The sequence below is a fragment of the Dickeya oryzae genome (genome assembly GCF_020406815.2).
GTDB classification, from domain to species: Bacteria; Pseudomonadota; Gammaproteobacteria; order Enterobacterales; family Enterobacteriaceae; genus Dickeya; species Dickeya oryzae.
The window spans coordinates 773149-791683 of sequence record NZ_CP162670.1; the positions used below are offsets into that span (position 1 = coordinate 773149).

Genomic DNA, 18535 nt, shown 5'->3' on the forward strand with positions numbered 1-18535 from the left:
GGTATAAATGTTGCCTTAATGTAAACGAATTAACAAACGGTTCAAACTCTGATATGTTGAACGGGCTGGACCGGGCACTCTGACCTTACCTATCCATACGCTGACAATCAGCCTAAAGCTGGAACTGAGCGCCAGGCATAATTAGACAATGAGAGCGAGGAGAACGTCGTGCTAGAAGATTATCGCAAGCACGTAGCCGAGCGGGCTGCACAAGGGATCGTCCCCAAGCCGCTAGAGGCTTCGCAAATGGCGGCACTGGTGGAATTGCTGAAAAACCCCCCCGCCGGAGAAGAAGAATTTTTAGTCGACCTGTTAGTCAATCGTGTTCCGCCGGGTGTTGATGAGGCGGCCTACGTCAAAGCCGGTTTCCTGGCTGCCATCACCAAAGGTGAGACGGTTTCTCCCCTGGTCACCCCGGAAAAAGCGACTGAGCTGCTGGGTACCATGCAAGGCGGCTACAATATTCATCCGTTGATCGATGCGCTGGATAACCCCGCCCTGGCACCGGTTGCCGCCAAAGCCTTATCCCACACCCTGCTGATGTTCGATAATTTCTACGACGTGGAAGAAAAAGCCAAAGCTGGCAATGCCCACGCGCAGCAGGTTGTCAAATCCTGGGCTGAGGCCGAGTGGTTCCTGTCCCGTCCGCAACTGGCGGAAAAAATTACCGTGACGGTATTCAAGGTCACTGGTGAAACCAATACCGATGATTTGTCTCCGGCGCAAGACGCCTGGTCACGCCCGGATATCCCGCTGCATGCGCTGGCCATGTTGAAAAACGCCCGTGATGGCATCGAGCCGGATCAACCGGGTGCGGTTGGCCCTATTAAGCAGATCGACGCGCTGAACAAGAAAGGTTTCCCGTTGGCGTATGTCGGCGACGTTGTCGGTACTGGTTCTTCCCGTAAATCTGCCACCAACTCGGTGTTGTGGTTCATGGGGGACGATATCCCGAACGTGCCGAACAAGCGTAGCGGTGGCGTGGTGCTGGGTGGCAAGATTGCACCGATTTTCTTCAACACCATGGAAGACGCGGGTGCGCTGCCGATTGAGGTCGACGTCACCAAGCTGAACATGGGTGATGTGATTGATGTTTATCCGTACAAGGGTGAAATCCGTCATCACGATAGCAATGAGCTGCTGGCCAGCTTTGAACTGAAAACGGATGTGCTGCTGGACGAAGTTCGTGCGGGTGGTCGTATTCCGCTGATCATTGGTCGCGGTCTGACCAGCAAGGCGCGTGAATCGCTTGGTTTGCCGCACAGTGACGTATTCCGTCATGCTAAAGATGTGGCGGCGAGCAGCCGTGGCTTCTCGCTGGCGCAGAAGATGGTTGGCCGTGCCTGCGGTGTAGCCGGTATTCGTCCGGGCGCTTACTGCGAACCGAAGATGACCTCGGTGGGCTCTCAGGATACGACCGGGCCGATGACTCGTGACGAGCTGAAAGACCTGGCTTGTCTGGGCTTCTCGGCTGATCTGGTGATGCAGTCGTTCTGTCATACTGCGGCCTATCCGAAGCCGGTTGACGTGAATACTCACCACACCCTGCCGGACTTCATCATGAACCGTGGCGGCGTGTCGCTGCGCCCGGGTGATGGTGTTATCCACTCCTGGTTAAACCGCATGCTGTTGCCGGATACCGTCGGTACCGGCGGTGACTCTCATACCCGTTTCCCGATTGGTATCTCCTTCCCGGCAGGCTCTGGTCTGGTGGCGTTTGCTGCTGCGACCGGTGTGATGCCGCTGGATATGCCGGAATCAGTGCTGGTGCGTTTCAAAGGTCAGATGCAGCCGGGTATTACCCTGCGTGATCTGGTCCATGCGATCCCGTATTACGCTATCCAGCAGGGTCTGCTGACCGTTGAGAAGAAAGGTAAGAAAAACATCTTCTCCGGCCGCATTCTGGAAATCGAAGGGTTGCCGGACCTGAAAGTCGAGCAGGCATTCGAACTGACTGATGCCTCGGCAGAGCGCTCGGCAGCGGGCTGTACCATTAAGCTCAACAAAGAGCCGATCATCGAGTACCTGAACTCCAACATCGTTCTGCTCAAGTGGATGATTGCCGAAGGTTATGGTGATCGCCGTACGCTGGAGCGTCGTATTCAGGGCATGGAAAAATGGCTGGCGGATCCGCAGTTGCTGGAAGGCGATGCTGATGCAGAATATGCCGCGGTTATCGACATCGATCTGAACGAGATCAAAGAGCCGATCCTGTGTGCGCCGAACGATCCGGATGATGCGCGTCTGCTGTCCACCGTGCAGGGCGACAAAATCGATGAAGTGTTCATCGGTTCTTGTATGACCAACATCGGCCACTTCCGTGCTGCCGGTAAACTGTTGGATCAAAATAAAGGGTCATTGCCGACCCGTCTGTGGGTGGCACCGCCGACCCGTATGGACGCTGCACAGTTGACCGAAGAAGGCTATTACAGCGTCTTTGGTAAGAGTGGCGCACGTGTCGAAATCCCGGGCTGTTCACTGTGCATGGGTAACCAGGCGCGTGTGGCAGACGGTTCGACGGTGGTATCGACCTCTACCCGTAACTTCCCGAACCGTCTGGGCACGGGGGCCAATGTCTATCTGGCCTCCGCAGAGCTGGCGGCGATAGCGGCGCTGCTGGGGCGTATTCCGACGCCGGATGAGTACCAGCAGTATATGGCGCAGGTGGACAAAACCGCAGACGACACTTACCGTTATCTGAATTTTGACCAGTTGCAGCAGTACACCAACAAAGCGGATAAGGTGATCTTCCAGACCGCTGTATAAACCGCTATAGTTTATTGTAATAACAGGAAGGGAGGCCGAAAGGTCTCCCTTTTTTTACTGTTGTGGCACGCGATAGCGAATCAGGCAGAGGAGAACGATCATGGATTATGAGTTTTTGCGTGATGTCACCGGGCAGGTGGTGGTTCGGATGTCGATGGGCCATGAAGCAGTCGGGCACTGGCTAAATGAAGAGGTTAAAGGTCAGCAGGCCGTATTGGATGAAGTGGAGGCGGCGGTGCGTGAACTGTCCGGCAGCGAACGCCAGTGGGAACGTGCCGGTCATGAATACACGCTGCTGCTGGACAGCGAAGAGGTGATGGTGCGCGCTAACCAACTGGCGTTTGAAACCGACGAGCTGGAAGAAGGCATGAGTTATTACGACGAAGAAAGCCTGTCGCTCTGCGGTCTGGAGGACTTTCTGGAACTGCTGGAAAAATACCGGGCGTTCGTCGATAAATCCTGACCTGGGGAATTCAGGTCAGGTAAACGGTATCGCAGTCGCAGGAGTTGGCGTATCGTCTCGGAGCAGTAAAATAGCTTCACTGCGAATACCCTTTCTTATGGTTGATTATTTGTATTAGTCGCGACTTGATCTGACACATGGCCTTGAAAGGTTGAGAGTTACCGGTTTTGATAGGGGTGTCGAAGCCTTATACAAAACACAAGGTAACTCTCATGTTTCATACTACCAATCCCGTTATCAAACACAAAGCTGGTTTGCTCAACCTCGCTGAAGAGCTCAGCAACGTATCCAAAGCCTGCAAAATCATGGGCGTTTCACGGGATACGTTTTATCGTTATCGCGAACTGGCTGATGAAGGCGGCGTGGATGCACTGATAAACCGTAGTCGTCGCGCTCCTAACCTTAAAAATCGTACCGATGATGCCACTGAGCAGGCTGTTGTTGATTATGCTGTCGCATTCCCGGCTCACGGCCAGCACCGGACCAGCAACGAGCTGCGTAAACAAGGTGTTTTTATCTCCGGAAGCGGCGTTCGTTCAGTCTGGCTGCGTCACGACCTTGAGAACTTCAAAAAACGTCTGAAAGCGCTGGAAGAAAAAGTGTCTCGTGAAGGTATCGAACTTACTGATACCCAAATTGCCGCGCTGGAACGTAAAGCCAGTGATAACGAAGCCTGTGGCGAAATCGAAACCGCTCATCCGGGCTATCTGGGCTCGCAGGACACGTTCTATGTGGGCAATCTGAAAGGCGTCGGGCGGATTTACCAGCAGACGTTCGTCGATACGTATTCGAAAGTAGCTCACTGCAAGCTCTACGTGACTAAAACGCCGATTACAGCAGCTGATTTACTGAATGATCGTGTACTGCCGTTTTATGAGTCTCATGGCCTGCCGATGCTGAGGATACTGACCGACAGAGGCACAGAGTACTGTGGCAAAGTGGAGCAACATGATTACCAGCTGTATCTGGCGATAAATGACATCGACCACACGAAAACCAAAGCGATGTCGCCACAAACCAACGGTATCTGTGAGCGGTTCCATAAAACGATACTAAACGAGTTTTATCAGGTGACGTTCCGTAAAAAGTTATATGGCGATCTCGACACATTACAAGCGGACCTTGATGAATGGCTGACTCACTATAATAATGAGCGAACCCATCAGGGAAAAATGTGCTGTGGGCGGACGCCAATGGAAACATTACTTGATGGAAAACGCATCTGGGCTGATAAAAATTTAAGCCAGATGTAATCTGACAGACACCTGTATAAATAACCGGTAACTGTCAGATCAGGTCTGAGCTAATACAGATTATTATTTGTCGCCAGTCAGAATGTCAGGGCGGAATCTTTCCAGCCACTGCTGTGCAAAATTCGCGTACAGCAGATTATCTGCACCCTTATCCGATAGCTTTTCAAAGACCTTTCGTTGATCTTCAATGCAGCGATGCTGGCCCAGTTTGAGTTTGCCGCGCATTTCCGTGATATCAATACGCACCCCTATGATGCTTTGCATCAGCTTCTCTCTGAATTCATCGGGTAGTGTTATCTTGTCTTCCACAAGGTCGTGCTGGAAGTGCGATAACATCTGGTTCAGCGAATCGCTGAGCTGTTTTGGGGACATAAGCGATGCCTTTCCCTTGATACTAACTGAAGCATAATTCCAGGTAGGAACCGCTGGTTTGGTTATGTAGTTTGTTGTTGCGATAAAGGCATGTGGACCCAGAATGCTGAGCAGGCAAGGCTGATTATCCAACGAGGCTACCTGGTGGTTGCCTGACGCCAGATGTGTCTCAATGGTGTCCTCATCTGGCATGATAAAAGGAACATGGCTAAGTGCTAAGTCTGAGGTAATCAGTGTGCCAAAGGAATATCGGCTAAGAAAATACCGGCATTCCTCCATGCTCATCGTTGTCTCTTTTGGGTTAAACATTGGTGACTCCGGTATATTTTTTCAGCATACGAAAATTATACAGCTCAAGAAAGGACGGATTTTCACGCTTAGGTAAGGGAATACCCACCAGGGAATAGAGATGTGACCATGTTTTTCGGTCTACGGACGTCAGGACAGTGATACTTTTTTTGAGAAACGTCGTGAACTTCTCCCGTGTATATTCGTCCAGTTCAGTATATGCAACGGCGATGAGATCCATAAAAAGGGAAGAGTGTGACGCTTCGTCTTGCCGGTGCATGTCGGCAATAAAACGGAAAGCGGGCTGTACATTACTTACACCTGGCAGGACAGATAGGTATTTACTGATAGTAGCTTCGCAGACAGTTGTCAGTGCCAGCCAGGCAAGTTCTCTGTCAGCCGCGGTGAGCAACTGGCATGAGTTGATGTAATTTGCCAGATCGGTATCTGGAAAAATCGATAACCCATGGGTTCTGAGGCGCTCGCAAAGGTCTATACCTTTGTACGACATGAGTGTGTGATAGGTTTCATCCACCTGAACCTGAGAAAGCCGGTGGATAAAATACCGGGTAAATGCAAAGGATGAGCATCCGGAAAGAACCGTTTTGCAGTATTCTGTGAGCGCTGATTGTTCAATGATGATTGTCTTCAGGTTATACATAAACCAACCGAAGGAGAGGAGCTGCTTATGTTGCTCATCTGTCAGTTCTGCCCAAGATTCCGCAGTATAAAAAGGCAGGTACTCTTTGACAAAATCATCGTATGTGGGATCGTAGTGCATCCCACTGAGTGTGTTAAGTATTTCTTGATGTTCGGTTACTGCTGCTGTTTTTGCCCACGAATCAATGTAGCGATTCTGACGCTCCAATATTTGGTGAATATTCATTTCTTGGCTATCCCCACACCTTCGGTTGATTCGAAATGAGTGAATGAGCGGAAATTCTGGTTCAGGAAGGGGATGAACTTGGAAAACATTTTTGTATTCCAGTCAATCTTCTCCTGAATATAGGGAGAGTCGGTCGTATTTTCCAAGAGGATATTGTGAGCAATCATCAGTCCCCCCTCGTTAAGAGATGTATAGCCCTGACGGATCATTGGATAATAAATCGCCTTATCAATAAGGTCTTCATCATCTGGCCCGGTTTTGGGGCCTTCCGCATCCAGTACAATCCAGTCGAGGTCGGTAATGTTGGTAATGGATGCTATTGCATCCTGACTTTCATGATAGATGTTTACTTGTTTTCCCAGGCCAAGGCTGGTGATATTCTCGCGGGCCAGTACCTGGCATGTTTCATCGATATCCATGAGCCAGATGGAGGAGCCATTTGGTAATACAGGTAGGGTCCAAATGGCCCAGAAGGCATAGTATGATCCCATAAAGGCAATTCTTTTAGGCTTGAGGATATCGGCCAGCGCGAAAATCAGTCTCGACTCTTCTGGAAAGATAAATGTTTTACGGTCGCGATGAAGGAAGTTTTCGGCAATTATTTTCTCGGTATTGCTGTAAAGATTTTTATCATAGATTGTGTTGGGGATAATATCCATTTTATAAAGTTCATTGAGAAGTTCATCAACAAACGCGTCAGGATCGGATGGCATTCTGGCAGAGAGATTAAGCATGTCTTCATTGAACTCACGCCCCAATAGTGAATCTTTTTTTTCAACGATATTCTTGAAATATTCTTTCCTGCTTATTTGATTTTCTCTGAATGAATGAAATTCAGGGTTGTTATTCAGTGCATTACAAATAATCTGATAGGCTGTTCCCGGCATAGTTATTTTCTCCTGAAATGTTTTTGATATATCTTTAAAGATTGATACTGACCTTGCTTGAATGCTACTTCAACCATTTCACCACGTGGGGTATAACCCAAATGCTCACAAATTTTCCGCATCGGTGTATTGTTAGAGTTGAAAAGCGCTAGCACTGTATTAAGCCCTGAGTGCTCAGCATAATCATTGACATGCCGACACATCTCCGTACCCAATGATTGACCATGATATTCTGGATTTACATAGCAGGTTAACTCTGAAAGCCCAGCATAAGCCTTTCTTCTGGAGAAAGGATAGAGTCCTGCAAATCCAGTAACAATACCATTATCTATAGCGACGCAGAGATAATGGAAAAACTCTGAGTTATTTATGAACTCCATAAAATATTCAGGGCTTTTTTCCTCCGTATCAAAAGTTGCAGCAGTATTTACAATGGCATAATTGTAAATACTACATACGGCGTTAAGATCTTCTGAGGTTGCTTTTCGTATAATCATTCTTTCCCTTGAATGAAATTCAGTGATTGATTGAGATCAGTGGACTCAAAAATAATATACCCTGATCGGTTTACAACATTCTTAACACTACTTTCTGGTGTGCTGATATATCTCTGTGCCAGATCACTCTCTATAACTGTGATTGTGGCAGGAATAGTCGGTTCCTCTCCGAAAAGAAAACGTATACCAATCAAGTTACTTGAGGAAGTATTGTCGGTGAGAATATATTTATCCAGATTATTCTGGCCAGATCGCGCCTGTAGATAAAAGGCTTCAAGAGAATATCCATGCTTGATTCTGACAAGGTTGGAAATGAGGTCACCAGCAATACGGGACGCGACTTCAATGAGGTATAGCTTGTTATCCCTGGTTTGACGGAATTCTATGTGAAGTACGCCGTTGACCACATCCATCGCTGTGATGACTTCTTTTACCAGATCTTCGCATCCGGCTGGATAATCGCAGGCAGAGAGGGATATATGGCCTATTTCATCAAAATATGGTTCATCGGAAAGCACTTTTCTGGTGATGAAAAACCTCTCACACTGGCCTGAATATACCATGACTTCCGCACTATATTCGGTTCCGTCTATAAACTCTTCGAGAATAGCTTGTCCCTGAAAGCGTACGCCGGTAGCCTTTGACATTTTATGTGCGATGATCTTATTTATCGAATCAGGTAATTCGTCCAGACAGTTGATCTTTTTTACAAAAAAGCTGGCAGCACCATCGACGGGTTTAACAATCAACGGGTACGACAGGTTGGGGAGCAGTGCGGTTAACTGCTCACTGGAATCAATCACCCCATATTGCGTCGGTTGCGATATTTTTCCCTGTGACAGCCAGCGGCGCATCGTTACCTTGTTACGAAAACGGTTGCTATCGCCAGGATTAAAAGGCAGATCCAGTTGCTCGCAGAGACTCTCTGCTAATGGCACTGCGAGTTCTCCTCCTGGTACGACAGAAAATATATGTTCTGTGATAGCGCTGATGAGATGCATTGTCTTATCGATCATATCCACACCCAACCCATCGGCTTTAATATAGTTGTCAGAGGTGAGTAAAATTGAACTGGGAATATGATCTTTATGAAAAAGAAAAAATGGCTCTTTGCCTATTTTTTTAGCCGCATCATAAAATTGTTTTACGCTATAACTACTGATCGCACCAATAACCAGTACCTTATTTTTCATGAGGATTTTCTCCAAGCTTTTTAGAAGCTATAACAACGATTGTCGAACTTACAATAAGGAAAGCGACTAATGCGGCTTCGCCACCCTGATATATCAATCCTGCCATTGGTGAGGATAGTGTTGCACTGAGACTGACGCTTATCAGGGTAATATCTCTGATTATCATTTCTTTTTCTGCACTCTCTCTTGAGGCTACCAGGGATACGACGAAAGGCAGAAACATAATTTCAGATATTGCCATTAATGATGAAGAAAAAATGACTCTGTAAATGTTTCCATTATAACCGTAAAAAATAAAAATAGAGAGTAATGAAAGTAATGATGATAAAATGATTATCGTTTTTTTATCAGGCGAAAGCTTCTCTATAATATTCATTATCGGAAATGAGAAAAAAGCGACAACCAGAGAGTTAATAGTGAAATAAAACGCGATATATTTCTGTCCAACGTCAGGTATGTCGGTTAGTCTCAACGGTATGTAGGAGTAAATAAAGGCAAAAATGACCGAGTTGATCAGGGTTATAAGATAAAGTGGCATATGTTTTAGAAAACGCCTTGCCGTATTTCCCGGCGACGGTTTACCTGATACTACAATATTTGTCAATGTTGCCTGACGACCGAAAAGTAATAATCCTAGTGTTGCGCAGCAGAGCGAAAAGAATACTGCCATATTAACCAATGCACTGGCACCCCACTTTTGCAAAATAAAAACAGCGGCAAGGGGAACAGTACAGGATATAATATTGGATACCACATTCGCGGCGGATAGAGCCTGCCTGATGCCACGCTCGGTATTCGTCTGCATATGGGCCTGACGGTTAAAATCGCTGTAGTTAACCAGCGCAATACGCATCATGGCGACACCGACAATCAGTACCCAGGGAAGATAGCTTTTTATACCGACCAGTATCAGGCTCGTACCGACGATCATGAGCGCCATTATTGCTGCCAGTAGCCAACCAGCCCTGCGAAATGAAGGACGAATATAGAGAGTGAGCGCTGCTACCCCGTTACATATTCCTAAACCCCATGTCATTCCATTAACAGAGATACCCACACCTGGCGCAAGCGTAGATATTAGGTAGGGCATAACCATGAATGATGACATTAGAGAAAAGGCGAGTAAAACGATACAAGAGCAGCTTGTTTTGCTCATCGATCATGATCCTTATGATACCAGGGCGCGGATTTTAATTTCTTCCAATGACTAATTAAGCAATTTACTCGTTTTCAAATGAATATATAGTCATTTTTGATTTTTTTGTTGTAATTAATGGTAACTATTGTTGATTTTATATTTCATCCATATAATGCAGACGTGAAGGGCTCTGTATGGTCGACGCTGAGGTTGGCTACCAAGGTCGGTTATCTGGGATGGATATTTCTAGCGTAGGTGTGTGGATTAACGATGAACATGGGTCACCGTTAATCCACAATAGCATTAGCCGCACGGCTATAACGAGGCTCCGCCGCATATAACCAGTTGTTGTCCGGTGATGGCAGCGGCGGAAGGGGACAACAGGTACGCGACCAGATCGGCCACTTCCTGCGGTTGAATAAACCGGCCAATGGGCGGCAGTTTCGGCGGTGAACTTTGTCTTCCCGGCTGGTTGAGCATCGGTGTTTCGGTCGCTCCCGGTGCTACAATATTTACCGTGATACCGCGTGGGGCCAGTTCGGCCGCCCAGCTTCGCACCATACCAATCATCGCCGATTTGGTGGCGACGTACTGGCTACGTCCGGCTGCACCACTGGAGGTCCGGCTACCCAGCAGGATGATGCGCCCGCCTTGCGGCAGTTTGTTCACCAGTCTGTCGGCTAGCACTTCCGCCACCTGAATATGCAGCTTCCACAACTGCTCGCTATCGGCGTAGGACAAGGTGCCCAGTGTCGCCGCTTTCATCACCCCGGCGGCGTGGATCACCGCGTCGACGGCGGGCAGGCTGTCCAGCAAGGCACAGAGCGCAGGCGTATCAGTGATATCCAGCGGACAATGCCTGAAATTCGGGTGCTGATGTGCGCCCGGTTGACGTGACAGCCCGATGACCTTCCAGCCCGCCGCCAGCAAGGTGGCGGTAATGGCGGCACCGATGCCGGAGCTGCTGCCGGTAATCACCGCCTGTTTCTGTGCTGACATACGCTTTACCCCTGAGTGTTCAGTTGTTCAACCGGTATCTTAAACACCGCTTTTTTCACCGGGGCTGGCTGGTCGTTGATGGCGCACAGCGCCTGATGGGGTTCACCCGGATAGAAGGTGACGAAATCCCCGGCGGCCAGTCGAATGGCGTGCGGTACCTGCGACTGTTCCAGAATAAACAGGTCCGGTTTGCGTTCGGTAGCGGTGCGATCACTGGCGTCGTTCAGGTCGTAGCCGATGATCTCTTCCCCTGCCAGAATCAGTTGAATATCGAGAAAACGGCGATGGAATTCGGTATGACGTTCGGCTTTCGGTGCGGTGGATACCGTGCCGATAGAATAGAACCAGTCCACGTTATCCGGCTGGTATTTCCCTTCCGGCAGCGCGTTTAGCTGCGCAAGCGTGAAGCCGGAAAGAATGCGCCACAGCGGTTCGGGCAAGGTGGCCAGTGACAGATGATTCAGATTACCTGCGATCATAAGTGGTTCCTTAGCAAGTCGTGAGCAAATAGACGGGAAGTGGCGAAAGCCCCTCCCTGCAAGAGGGAGGGGAGACCGGGTTAACCTTTGACCCACTCTTCGCTGACGCAGACGTATTTAATCGCCTGACGGAAGTAAGTAAACGCGATGTGCAGTTTGCCGTCCGGCCCCTGTTTGATGCTGGGGTAGGAGAATTCGCGGTTACGCTTCTCGGTTGAGTTGTTGGTCATGCAGTAACCGTCACCTACTTCCAGATTGCGCTGCCACGGCCAGGTTTTCCCACCGTCTTCAGAAATTGCCAGCGTCATCGGCGCACGTGGCGCGCCCCAGAAGGCGCTGCGTCCGGTGGCGATTTCCGGCATTTTGGCATCGCTCTCTTCTTCGTCTTCGATTTCGTCATACAACGACAGGCGGCGTTCGGTCGCGCCGTCGGCATTCATGGCGTTAAACACCAGTGCCAGATGGCCGTTATCCAGCGTGGTCACCTGAATCGACGAGTTGTTGTTCGGAAGACTTGTCGCCTCTGGCTCAGACCAGGTTTCGCCACCGTCAGTCGAGTGACTGCGGTAGATGAAATCGGCCCAGCGGCTGCGGAACAGCGCCAGCAGAGTGCCGTCTTTGAGTAGGGTGATGTTCATGTGTACGCAACCCGTGCTGTTTGGCACCACCGACTCACGCCAGGTTTGGCCGCGATCGCTTGAAATCTTCACCGCGCTGATGTCATCGTTGCCGACCCATTTCTCACCCGGCTGGACGCGGCAGTAGAACACCGGCAGCAGCCAGTCGCCGTTGGGCAGCACGGTAATCGGCTGGCGGATAAAGGTGCCGGGTTGTTCCAGCAGTACGCCAATTTCACCCCAGGTGTAGCCCTGATCCTGTGACTGGCGGTAACGCACGATGGCGGTATCCTGATTGCCGGATTTCTGCGCGGTGTACAGTAACCACAGTACGCCGTCCGGTGCCAGAAACAGCACCGGGTTTTGCTCTGAACGGGTCGGGTCGTCGGAGAGTTTGACAGCAGGCGTCCATTGCCCACTCTCGTTCACCAGCCGCGACAGATAAATTGAGATGTCCGACACCCCTTCCTGGGTGCCGCCGAACCAGACGCACAGCACATCGCCATTGGGCAGATGCAGCAGGTTAGACGCATGGTTCTGCGGGCATTCTGACGGAATGTACGCGTCAAGACGTTGGTTGTCAGCGTCAGCCGGGCGGACCAGGCCGTCGCGTTCGATGGTAATGGTTTCGGTCGTTTCGGTCGTCATGACTACTTAGGCTCCAGAATGAGGTACGGATGGTTCAGCTTTCTGTCCGGCTTTGGCGGCTTTGTTGGGGATCAGGCGGTCAAGCGCCATCACCACTGCCGGTGTTGCCAGTGCAATGTACATGTTGTCGATGCCGAACGGGTTACCCATGATGTACCAGACGGAGGTGACGACACAGGACAGAATCAGACCCGCGTTGACGCCACGCGAACTGCTAAAGAACGGCAGGTAGAAGGCGACCATCGCCACCACGGAAATCGACAGACGAATGGCACGGGTAAAGAACGACAGTTTCAGCACTTCTGGCACCAGCAGCACGAACACCAGCGGCAGGAAGCCGATGATCAGCGAGAACACGCGGGTCATCTTGAATTCTTTTTCCGGCGTGGGTTTGCAGTACGGCACGTAGAAATCTTTCACGATCAGCGAGGCAATCGCCAGTGCAACCGTACTCACGCTGATGAAGATGGAGGCGACCAGCGAGGTGGTGACAAGACCTGCCAGCCATGGATTCATGTCCTGCAGGAAGATAGGCAACGCGTACAGGCTCTTGATTTCCGGGTGTACGAATTTGGCGGCGACACCGATGATGGCAATCGCAATGGCGATCGGCATACAGAACAGGAATGCAATCCAGGTCGCCCGTTTGGCAGATTTCTCATCTTTGGTGGAGGCGATAGCCTGAATCACAAACTGGGTACAGAAAATGGAACCGATGGTACCGATAAGCCATGCACCGATAGTGCTGGCACCGATACTGCCATCCCAGGTCCAGTAGAATTCCGGCATTTTCTCGACCATCGGCGTGATGCCGCCGGTCATTTTCAGCGCCACGTACAAAATGATCATCACCCCAACGTATTTCAGACCGCTGTGGATCAGTGTGACGTAGGCTACGCCTTTGATGCCGCCGAAGTAGAAATAGAAGGTACTGACGATAGCGGTAATGAGTGCCGCCACCGGCAGACTGACTTTCAGCACAGTGGAGATGGCCGCGGCGCCGCTGACGTAGTTACCTACGTTAACCAGCAACAGCGCGTAGATCATGATAATGGAGATGATGTTCTTGGTGGTGTTGCCATAACGCTCGGCAATAGCCCCGGAAATGGTGATTTTCCCGGTGTTATAGATCTTCTTCACCAGAATCATACCAAACAGCAGGAAGCCGATGGCGGCGCCAATCACCGACCAGGAGGCCGCGATACCACTCTCAAAGGCGGCCTGTGACGTACCGACGGTTGATTTGGCACCGATAAATTCGGTCATCAGCAGGATACCGACGATAAAGGCTGGCAGTGCGCGTGAACCTTCCATGAACTCCGCGTTGGAGTTACTGCGCAGGCGCAGGGTCAGCCAGGAGGTAAGGGCGATGTAGACGACAATTATCCCGACGATGATAAGTGTGTCTGTCAGATCAAAATGGTTCATGGTTTTCGATCCTGTAGGAGTAAGGGTAGGTTCTCATTCACTGTGAGAACGGTTTAATAATGGTGCGAATGGTCTCTTCGTCTTGTGCTGAGAACGCAATCGGGTAGCGGCTGACGCCCACGTCCTGCCCCATCAGTACCAGCGCCTTTTTCACCACAGCAGGAGAGAACGCTACCGCGTACAGCGTCTTACGCAGTTCACTCACCTGTTCCTGCGCCTGACGGGAACCGTCAATATCGCCAGCATGGAAGCGGTGCCAGATTTCGCTGATGGCCTGTGGCGCAACGTTGGCAAGTCCAGAAATACAGGCGGAACAACCGTCGACAAACCCCTGATGAATCAGCGAATCCGGGCCATTGAGCACGTCGCAGTTCGGCATATCTTTCACGGCTTGCAGGAAACCGCTCAGGCTTTCGTAACTACCGGCGCTGTCCTTGATGCCAATAATGTTCGGGTGCTCGGCCAGCACGCGCACCGTTTCCGGTTGCAGCGTATTGCCGGTACGGGCCGGAATGTTGTACATGAACACCGGTACCGGCAGCGCGTCCGCCACAGCACGGTAGTGGTCTATCAGTTCACTTTGTTTGAGCGGCACGAAATACGGCGTGATGACGGAAACGGCATCCACGCCCAGCGCGGCGATGCGTTTACCGAGCCTGATAGTTTCACGGGTAGAGATTTCACCGATATGTGCCACGACTGGCACTTTCCCGGCGGCTTCGTCCACGCAGGTTTCGGTGACGGCCACTTTCTCATCGGTGTGCAGCACAAAGAACTCACCGTTGGTGCCGTTACAGAAAATGCCGTTGCCATAGCGCATCTGGCGTTGAACCTGCTGGCGCATGGCGGTGGGGCTAAATTCCCCCTGATGGTCAAAAGGCGTGACGATCGCCGTCAGTACGCCTGTAATCGCTTTAGTCATCGTTATTGTTCCTCGGTCTTTTTCATTATCCAGAGCGACGTTTTTAGAACGGATGTCGTTAAATACGGATGTGGTTAAAACAGCGTTGAATAAATGGCGTGGACATCCTGCGCCGTCACGGTAGTCGGGACATTTTTCATCAGTCGCTGTACCTGCAAGGCGGATTCCACCAGATACGGCAGGTGATCCGGGCTAATGCCCAACTGTTGCAGCGACGATGGCAGATTCAGTCGTTTCACCAGCGCGGTGAAGTAATCCACCAGTGCGGCGGCTTTCTGTTCAGTGGAGAGCGACAGGTCGGCATCCGGCAGCAGGTCATAGGCCTGCGCGAATTTTTCCGCCGCGGCGTGCTGAACGAAGCGCATGCACGGTGCCAGCAGAATGGCGTTCGCTACCCCATGAGGAATGTGGTACTTGCCGCCCAGCGGGTAAGACATGGCGTGGACCAGATGGGTACCGGAGTGGGCGATAGACGCGCCGCCATAATAGGACGCCCACAGCATGTTCAGGCGCGCTTCCAGATTAGAAGGTTCGTTCACCGCGGTTTCGATGTTGGCGAACAGTTTCTTCATGCCGATTAAGGCATAGTTGTCGGCCACCGGGTTGGCGATGGTGGCGGTAAAGCATTCGATCAGGTGACAGAGCGCATCAATGCCGGTTGAGGCGGCGATGTGCGCTGGCATGCTGGTGGTCAGTTCAGGTATCAGCGCCACATAATCCGGCAGCATTACCGGGGTGATAATCCCGACTTTGGTTTCTTTTTCCGGAATAGCCAGAATGGCGTTTGGCGTGGCTTCAGAACCGGTGCCCGCTGTTGTTGGGATCAGCAACGAGGTGGTGCGCCGCGTTGGTTTGCGACCTTCCAGCAGGCTATCAAGCGTGATGCCTTCTTCACCGGCGCACAGCAGCGACAGCAGTTTGGCGACGTCCAGTACGCTACCGCCCCCGACGCCAATCACCAAGTCAGGTTGGGTGGTGGGCAACTGTTGCAATACTGCAGCCACATCGTGCTGGCTGGGTTCGGCTGGCACGTTATCAATCAGGGAAAGGTGCGGCACGCTGTCCTTCAGTTGTGCGATCAGCGCCTGAACCCCGGCCAGTCCCACGATGTTCTTGTCCGTCACCAACAGTACGTGTTGCCTGTCGCGCAGGAGGTAGCCCAGATCCTGGAGTGCCTGATAACCGCTGATGAGGGTGCTGTTGATATTCATACTGGTACCTTGTCTTTTTGCTGTGACTTCAGCTGGATAGGTCTGATTTTTTTCAATCATATTTCTGTGCTGTGATGGAAAAAAATCGTTTTGCTCGCATTGTGTGGGGTAATTTATAGGTGAAATTGGTTTTGAATAATTTGATGTTGCTCACATATAATCAATCATGATTCAATATAATCATTTTCAGGTAATCGGAATGATGGAGAATGGGTATGCCGGACGGGCGTGAACTCACCCCAATCATGGTGGTGGCAGATGACTTCACGGGTGCGAACGATGCGGGCGTCGGTCTGGCGCTGCAGGGGGCGCGGGTGAATGTGATGTTTGACGTCACGGCTATCCATACCGGACAGACGGATGATGCACTCGTGGTGAACACCGACAGCCGTGCTGTCACGGCTTCCGTGGCGGCGGAACGTACCGCACAGGCGGTGGCGTTGTGGCGTAAAACCGGCGCGCGCGGTTGGATCGTTAAAAAGGTGGATTCGACCCTGCGGGGTAACCCCGGTGCGGAAATAGAAGCGGCACTGAATGCGGCGGATCTGTCGCTGGCATTGATTGCGCCTGCTGCTCCAACGCTGGGGCGCATGACCCGTGACGGGCAGGTATGGGTACATGGCGTGTTGCTGACAGATACCGAATTCGCCAGCGACCCGAAAACGCCGGTACGTTCCGCATCCATCGGTAAACGACTGGCGGAACAAACCCAACTGGCTCAGGCAGCGTTGCCGCTGGGCGACGTGCGTAGCGGCAATCTGGCGGCTCGACTGCAACAGCTCAGTGATAGCGGTGTGCGGCTGGTGGTGCTGGATGCCGAGAGTCAACAGGATCTCGACCATATTGTTGCGGCTGCCGCCCAATTAGCAGAAAAACCGCTGCTGGTCGGGTCTGCCGGGCTGAGTGAGGCGCTGGCGCAGCATCTGTCGTTTCCGGCACCGTGCCGGTCGTTGCTGGCGGTGATTGGTTCAATGAGTGAAATTGCTCAATTGCAGATTAATGCCGCCGGTCAACGTCCCGACGTGCGGTTAATCGATGTCGATATCGTCGGGTTACTGACGGCGGATGACGGTCTGCTGGTGCAGATCAGTCAGCAGGCGGCAGCGGTGTTAGCCACCGGGCAGCACTGCGTGCTACGCACCTGCCGTGACGATAATCAGCGTTTTGAGGTGGACAGTCTGTGCCAGCGCTACGGCATGAGCCGTCAGCAACTGGGGGAGACCATCAGTCGCCAGTTGGGTGAACTGACGCGGCGTATCGTGCAGCGTCAGCGACCGGGCGGGCTCTATTTATCCGGCGGGGATATCGCCATTGCGGCCGCGACTGCGTTACAGGCCAGCGGATTTCATATCAAAGGACAGATTGCTTCCTGCGTCCCCTGGGGACGTTTGCTCGATAGTCTGGTAGGCGATATTCCCGTCATGACGAAAGCGGGCGGGTTTGGCGATGAGGCCACCCTGCTGAATGTATTGCGTTTTATTGAGGAGAGCGTGTGTGAGTAAAATTATTGCGGTAACTATGGGTGACCCGGCGGGCATCGGCCCGGAAATCATCATCAAGTCGTTGGCCGAAGGCGAACTGTCCGGCGCACCGGCGGTGGTGGTGGGCTGCGTACAGACGCTGCGCCGTATTCTGGCGTTAGGCGTTGTGCCGCAGGTCGAGCTCAACGAAATCGAAAGGCCTGCCGACGCACGTTTCGCTCCCGGCGTTATCAACGTGATCAACGAGCCGCTGGCTGACCCACAGGGCCTCAAGCAAGGCGTGGTGCAGGCGCAGGCGGGCGATCTGGCCTACCGTTGCGTGAAACGCGCCACCGAGCTGGCGATGGCGGGCGAAGTCCATGCGATTGCTACCGCGCCGCTCAACAAAGAGGCGCTGCACTCTGCCGGTCACCTCTATCCGGGGCACACCGAGTTGCTGGCGAAGCTGACCCACAGCCGTGACTACGCGATGGTGCTGTATACCGACAAACTGAAAGTGATTCATGTCACAACCCATATTGCCTTGCGCAAATTCCTGGATACGCTTAACCGTGATCGGGTCGAAACCGTGATTGCGATGGCGGATACTTTCCTCAAACGTGTCGGCTATCAGGCACCGCGCATTGCGGTTGCCGGGGTGAACCCGCATGCCGGTGAAAACGGCTTGTTTGGTGATGAAGAGATTACTATTGTTGGTCCGTCCATCGAGGCGATGAAAGCCAAAGGTATCGACGCCTACGGCCCGTGCCCGCCGGATACGGTGTACCTGCAGGCATATGAAGGGCAATATGACATGGTGGTGGCGATGTACCACGATCAGGGGCATATTCCACTTAAGCTGCTGGGCTTTTATGATGGTGTGAATATCACCGCCGGATTACCGTTTATCCGCACCTCGGCGGACCACGGTACCGCGTTTGATATCGCCTGGACAGGTAAAGCGAAGTCTGACAGCATGGCGATCTCCATCAAACTGGCGATGCAACTGGCCTGATATAATCGCGGAT

At 51.7% G+C, this 18535-nt stretch carries 17 protein-coding genes; 5 read left to right on the forward strand and 12 right to left on the reverse strand.

Going from position 1 to position 18535, the window contains the following annotated elements:
• Positions 1–168 precede the first annotated feature (168 nt).
• The 3 genes from acnB to LF929_RS03300 all read left to right on the forward strand — a co-directional run bounded on the left by acnB (position 169) and on the right by LF929_RS03300 (position 4482).
• Positions 169–2766, forward strand: coding sequence for a bifunctional aconitate hydratase 2/2-methylisocitrate dehydratase (gene acnB, locus LF929_RS03290; protein ID WP_210174588.1), 2598 nt, complete (start codon positions 169–171; stop codon positions 2764–2766).
• A 100-nt stretch (positions 2767–2866) separates the two neighbouring features.
• Positions 2867–3229 carry a protein YacL gene (gene yacL, locus LF929_RS03295; protein WP_038909003.1) on the forward strand — a complete coding sequence of 121 codons (363 nt, stop codon included), beginning with the start codon at positions 2867–2869 and terminating at the stop codon, positions 3227–3229.
• Between the two features lie 212 nt (positions 3230–3441).
• Positions 3442–4482, forward strand: coding sequence for an IS481 family transposase (locus LF929_RS03300; protein WP_210175837.1), 1041 nt, complete (start codon positions 3442–3444; stop codon positions 4480–4482).
• A 63-nt stretch (positions 4483–4545) separates the two neighbouring features.
• Here LF929_RS03300 and LF929_RS03305 read toward each other — a convergent pair whose 3' ends face one another.
• From LF929_RS03305 to LF929_RS03360, 12 genes are all read right to left on the reverse strand, one after another.
• A complete protein-coding gene (locus LF929_RS03305; RefSeq protein ID WP_193744481.1) occupies positions 4546–5139 on the reverse strand; it encodes an FMN-binding negative transcriptional regulator in 594 nt (197 codons plus the stop codon).
• Positions 5140–5155: 16 nt separating this feature from the next.
• Positions 5156–6028, reverse strand: coding sequence for a diiron oxygenase (locus LF929_RS03310; RefSeq protein ID WP_038909001.1), 873 nt, complete (start codon positions 6026–6028; stop codon positions 5156–5158).
• A complete protein-coding gene (locus LF929_RS03315; protein WP_038909000.1) occupies positions 6025–6915 on the reverse strand; it encodes an O-methyltransferase in 891 nt (296 codons plus the stop codon). The genes LF929_RS03310 and LF929_RS03315 overlap by 4 nt, the downstream gene beginning before the upstream one ends.
• 2 nt (positions 6916–6917) lie before the next feature.
• Positions 6918–7412, reverse strand: a complete 495-nt coding sequence (locus LF929_RS03320; protein ID WP_038908999.1) for a GNAT family N-acetyltransferase — start codon at positions 7410–7412, stop codon at positions 6918–6920.
• Positions 7409–8605, reverse strand: a complete 1197-nt coding sequence (locus tag LF929_RS03325; RefSeq protein ID WP_210174587.1) for an acetyl-CoA carboxylase biotin carboxylase subunit family protein — start codon at positions 8603–8605, stop codon at positions 7409–7411. The genes LF929_RS03320 and LF929_RS03325 overlap by 4 nt, the downstream gene beginning before the upstream one ends.
• Positions 8595–9761 (reverse strand): hypothetical protein, encoded by a 1167-nt coding sequence (locus LF929_RS03330; RefSeq protein ID WP_210174586.1) that lies wholly within the window; start codon positions 9759–9761, stop codon positions 8595–8597. The genes LF929_RS03325 and LF929_RS03330 overlap by 11 nt, the downstream gene beginning before the upstream one ends.
• Before the next feature lie 297 nt (positions 9762–10058).
• A complete protein-coding gene (locus LF929_RS03335; protein ID WP_210174585.1) occupies positions 10059–10742 on the reverse strand; it encodes an SDR family NAD(P)-dependent oxidoreductase in 684 nt (227 codons plus the stop codon).
• Positions 10743–10747: 5 nt separating this feature from the next.
• Positions 10748–11221 (reverse strand): YhcH/YjgK/YiaL family protein, encoded by a 474-nt coding sequence (locus LF929_RS03340; protein ID WP_210174584.1) that lies wholly within the window; start codon positions 11219–11221, stop codon positions 10748–10750.
• An 80-nt stretch (positions 11222–11301) separates the two neighbouring features.
• Complete coding sequence (locus tag LF929_RS03345; RefSeq protein WP_226092528.1) at positions 11302–12486, reverse strand: exo-alpha-sialidase; 1185 nt, start codon at positions 12484–12486, stop codon at positions 11302–11304.
• A 6-nt stretch (positions 12487–12492) separates the two neighbouring features.
• Positions 12493–13914: a sodium:solute symporter family protein gene (locus tag LF929_RS03350; RefSeq protein ID WP_210174582.1), complete on the reverse strand. Its 1422-nt coding sequence runs from the start codon at positions 13912–13914 to the stop codon at positions 12493–12495.
• 37 nt (positions 13915–13951) lie between these two features.
• Positions 13952–14836 (reverse strand): dihydrodipicolinate synthase family protein, encoded by an 885-nt coding sequence (locus LF929_RS03355; protein ID WP_210174581.1) that lies wholly within the window; start codon positions 14834–14836, stop codon positions 13952–13954.
• A gap of 74 nt (positions 14837–14910) precedes the next feature.
• On the reverse strand, positions 14911–16047 hold the full coding sequence (locus LF929_RS03360) for an iron-containing alcohol dehydrogenase (RefSeq protein ID WP_038906465.1): 1137 nt from the start codon (positions 16045–16047) through the stop codon (positions 14911–14913).
• A 215-nt stretch (positions 16048–16262) separates the two neighbouring features.
• On the opposite strand from LF929_RS03360, the gene LF929_RS03365 reads away from it, so the two are divergent.
• Together LF929_RS03365 and LF929_RS03370 are read left to right on the forward strand one after the other, a co-directional pair.
• The gene (locus LF929_RS03365; protein WP_226092527.1) at positions 16263–17549 is read left to right on the forward strand and encodes a four-carbon acid sugar kinase family protein; all 1287 of its coding nucleotides are present in this window, start codon (positions 16263–16265) and stop codon (positions 17547–17549) included.
• A complete protein-coding gene (locus tag LF929_RS03370) occupies positions 17542–18522 on the forward strand; it encodes a D-threonate 4-phosphate dehydrogenase (protein WP_029456213.1) in 981 nt (326 codons plus the stop codon). The genes LF929_RS03365 and LF929_RS03370 overlap by 8 nt, the downstream gene beginning before the upstream one ends.
• Positions 18523–18535 lie beyond the last annotated feature (13 nt).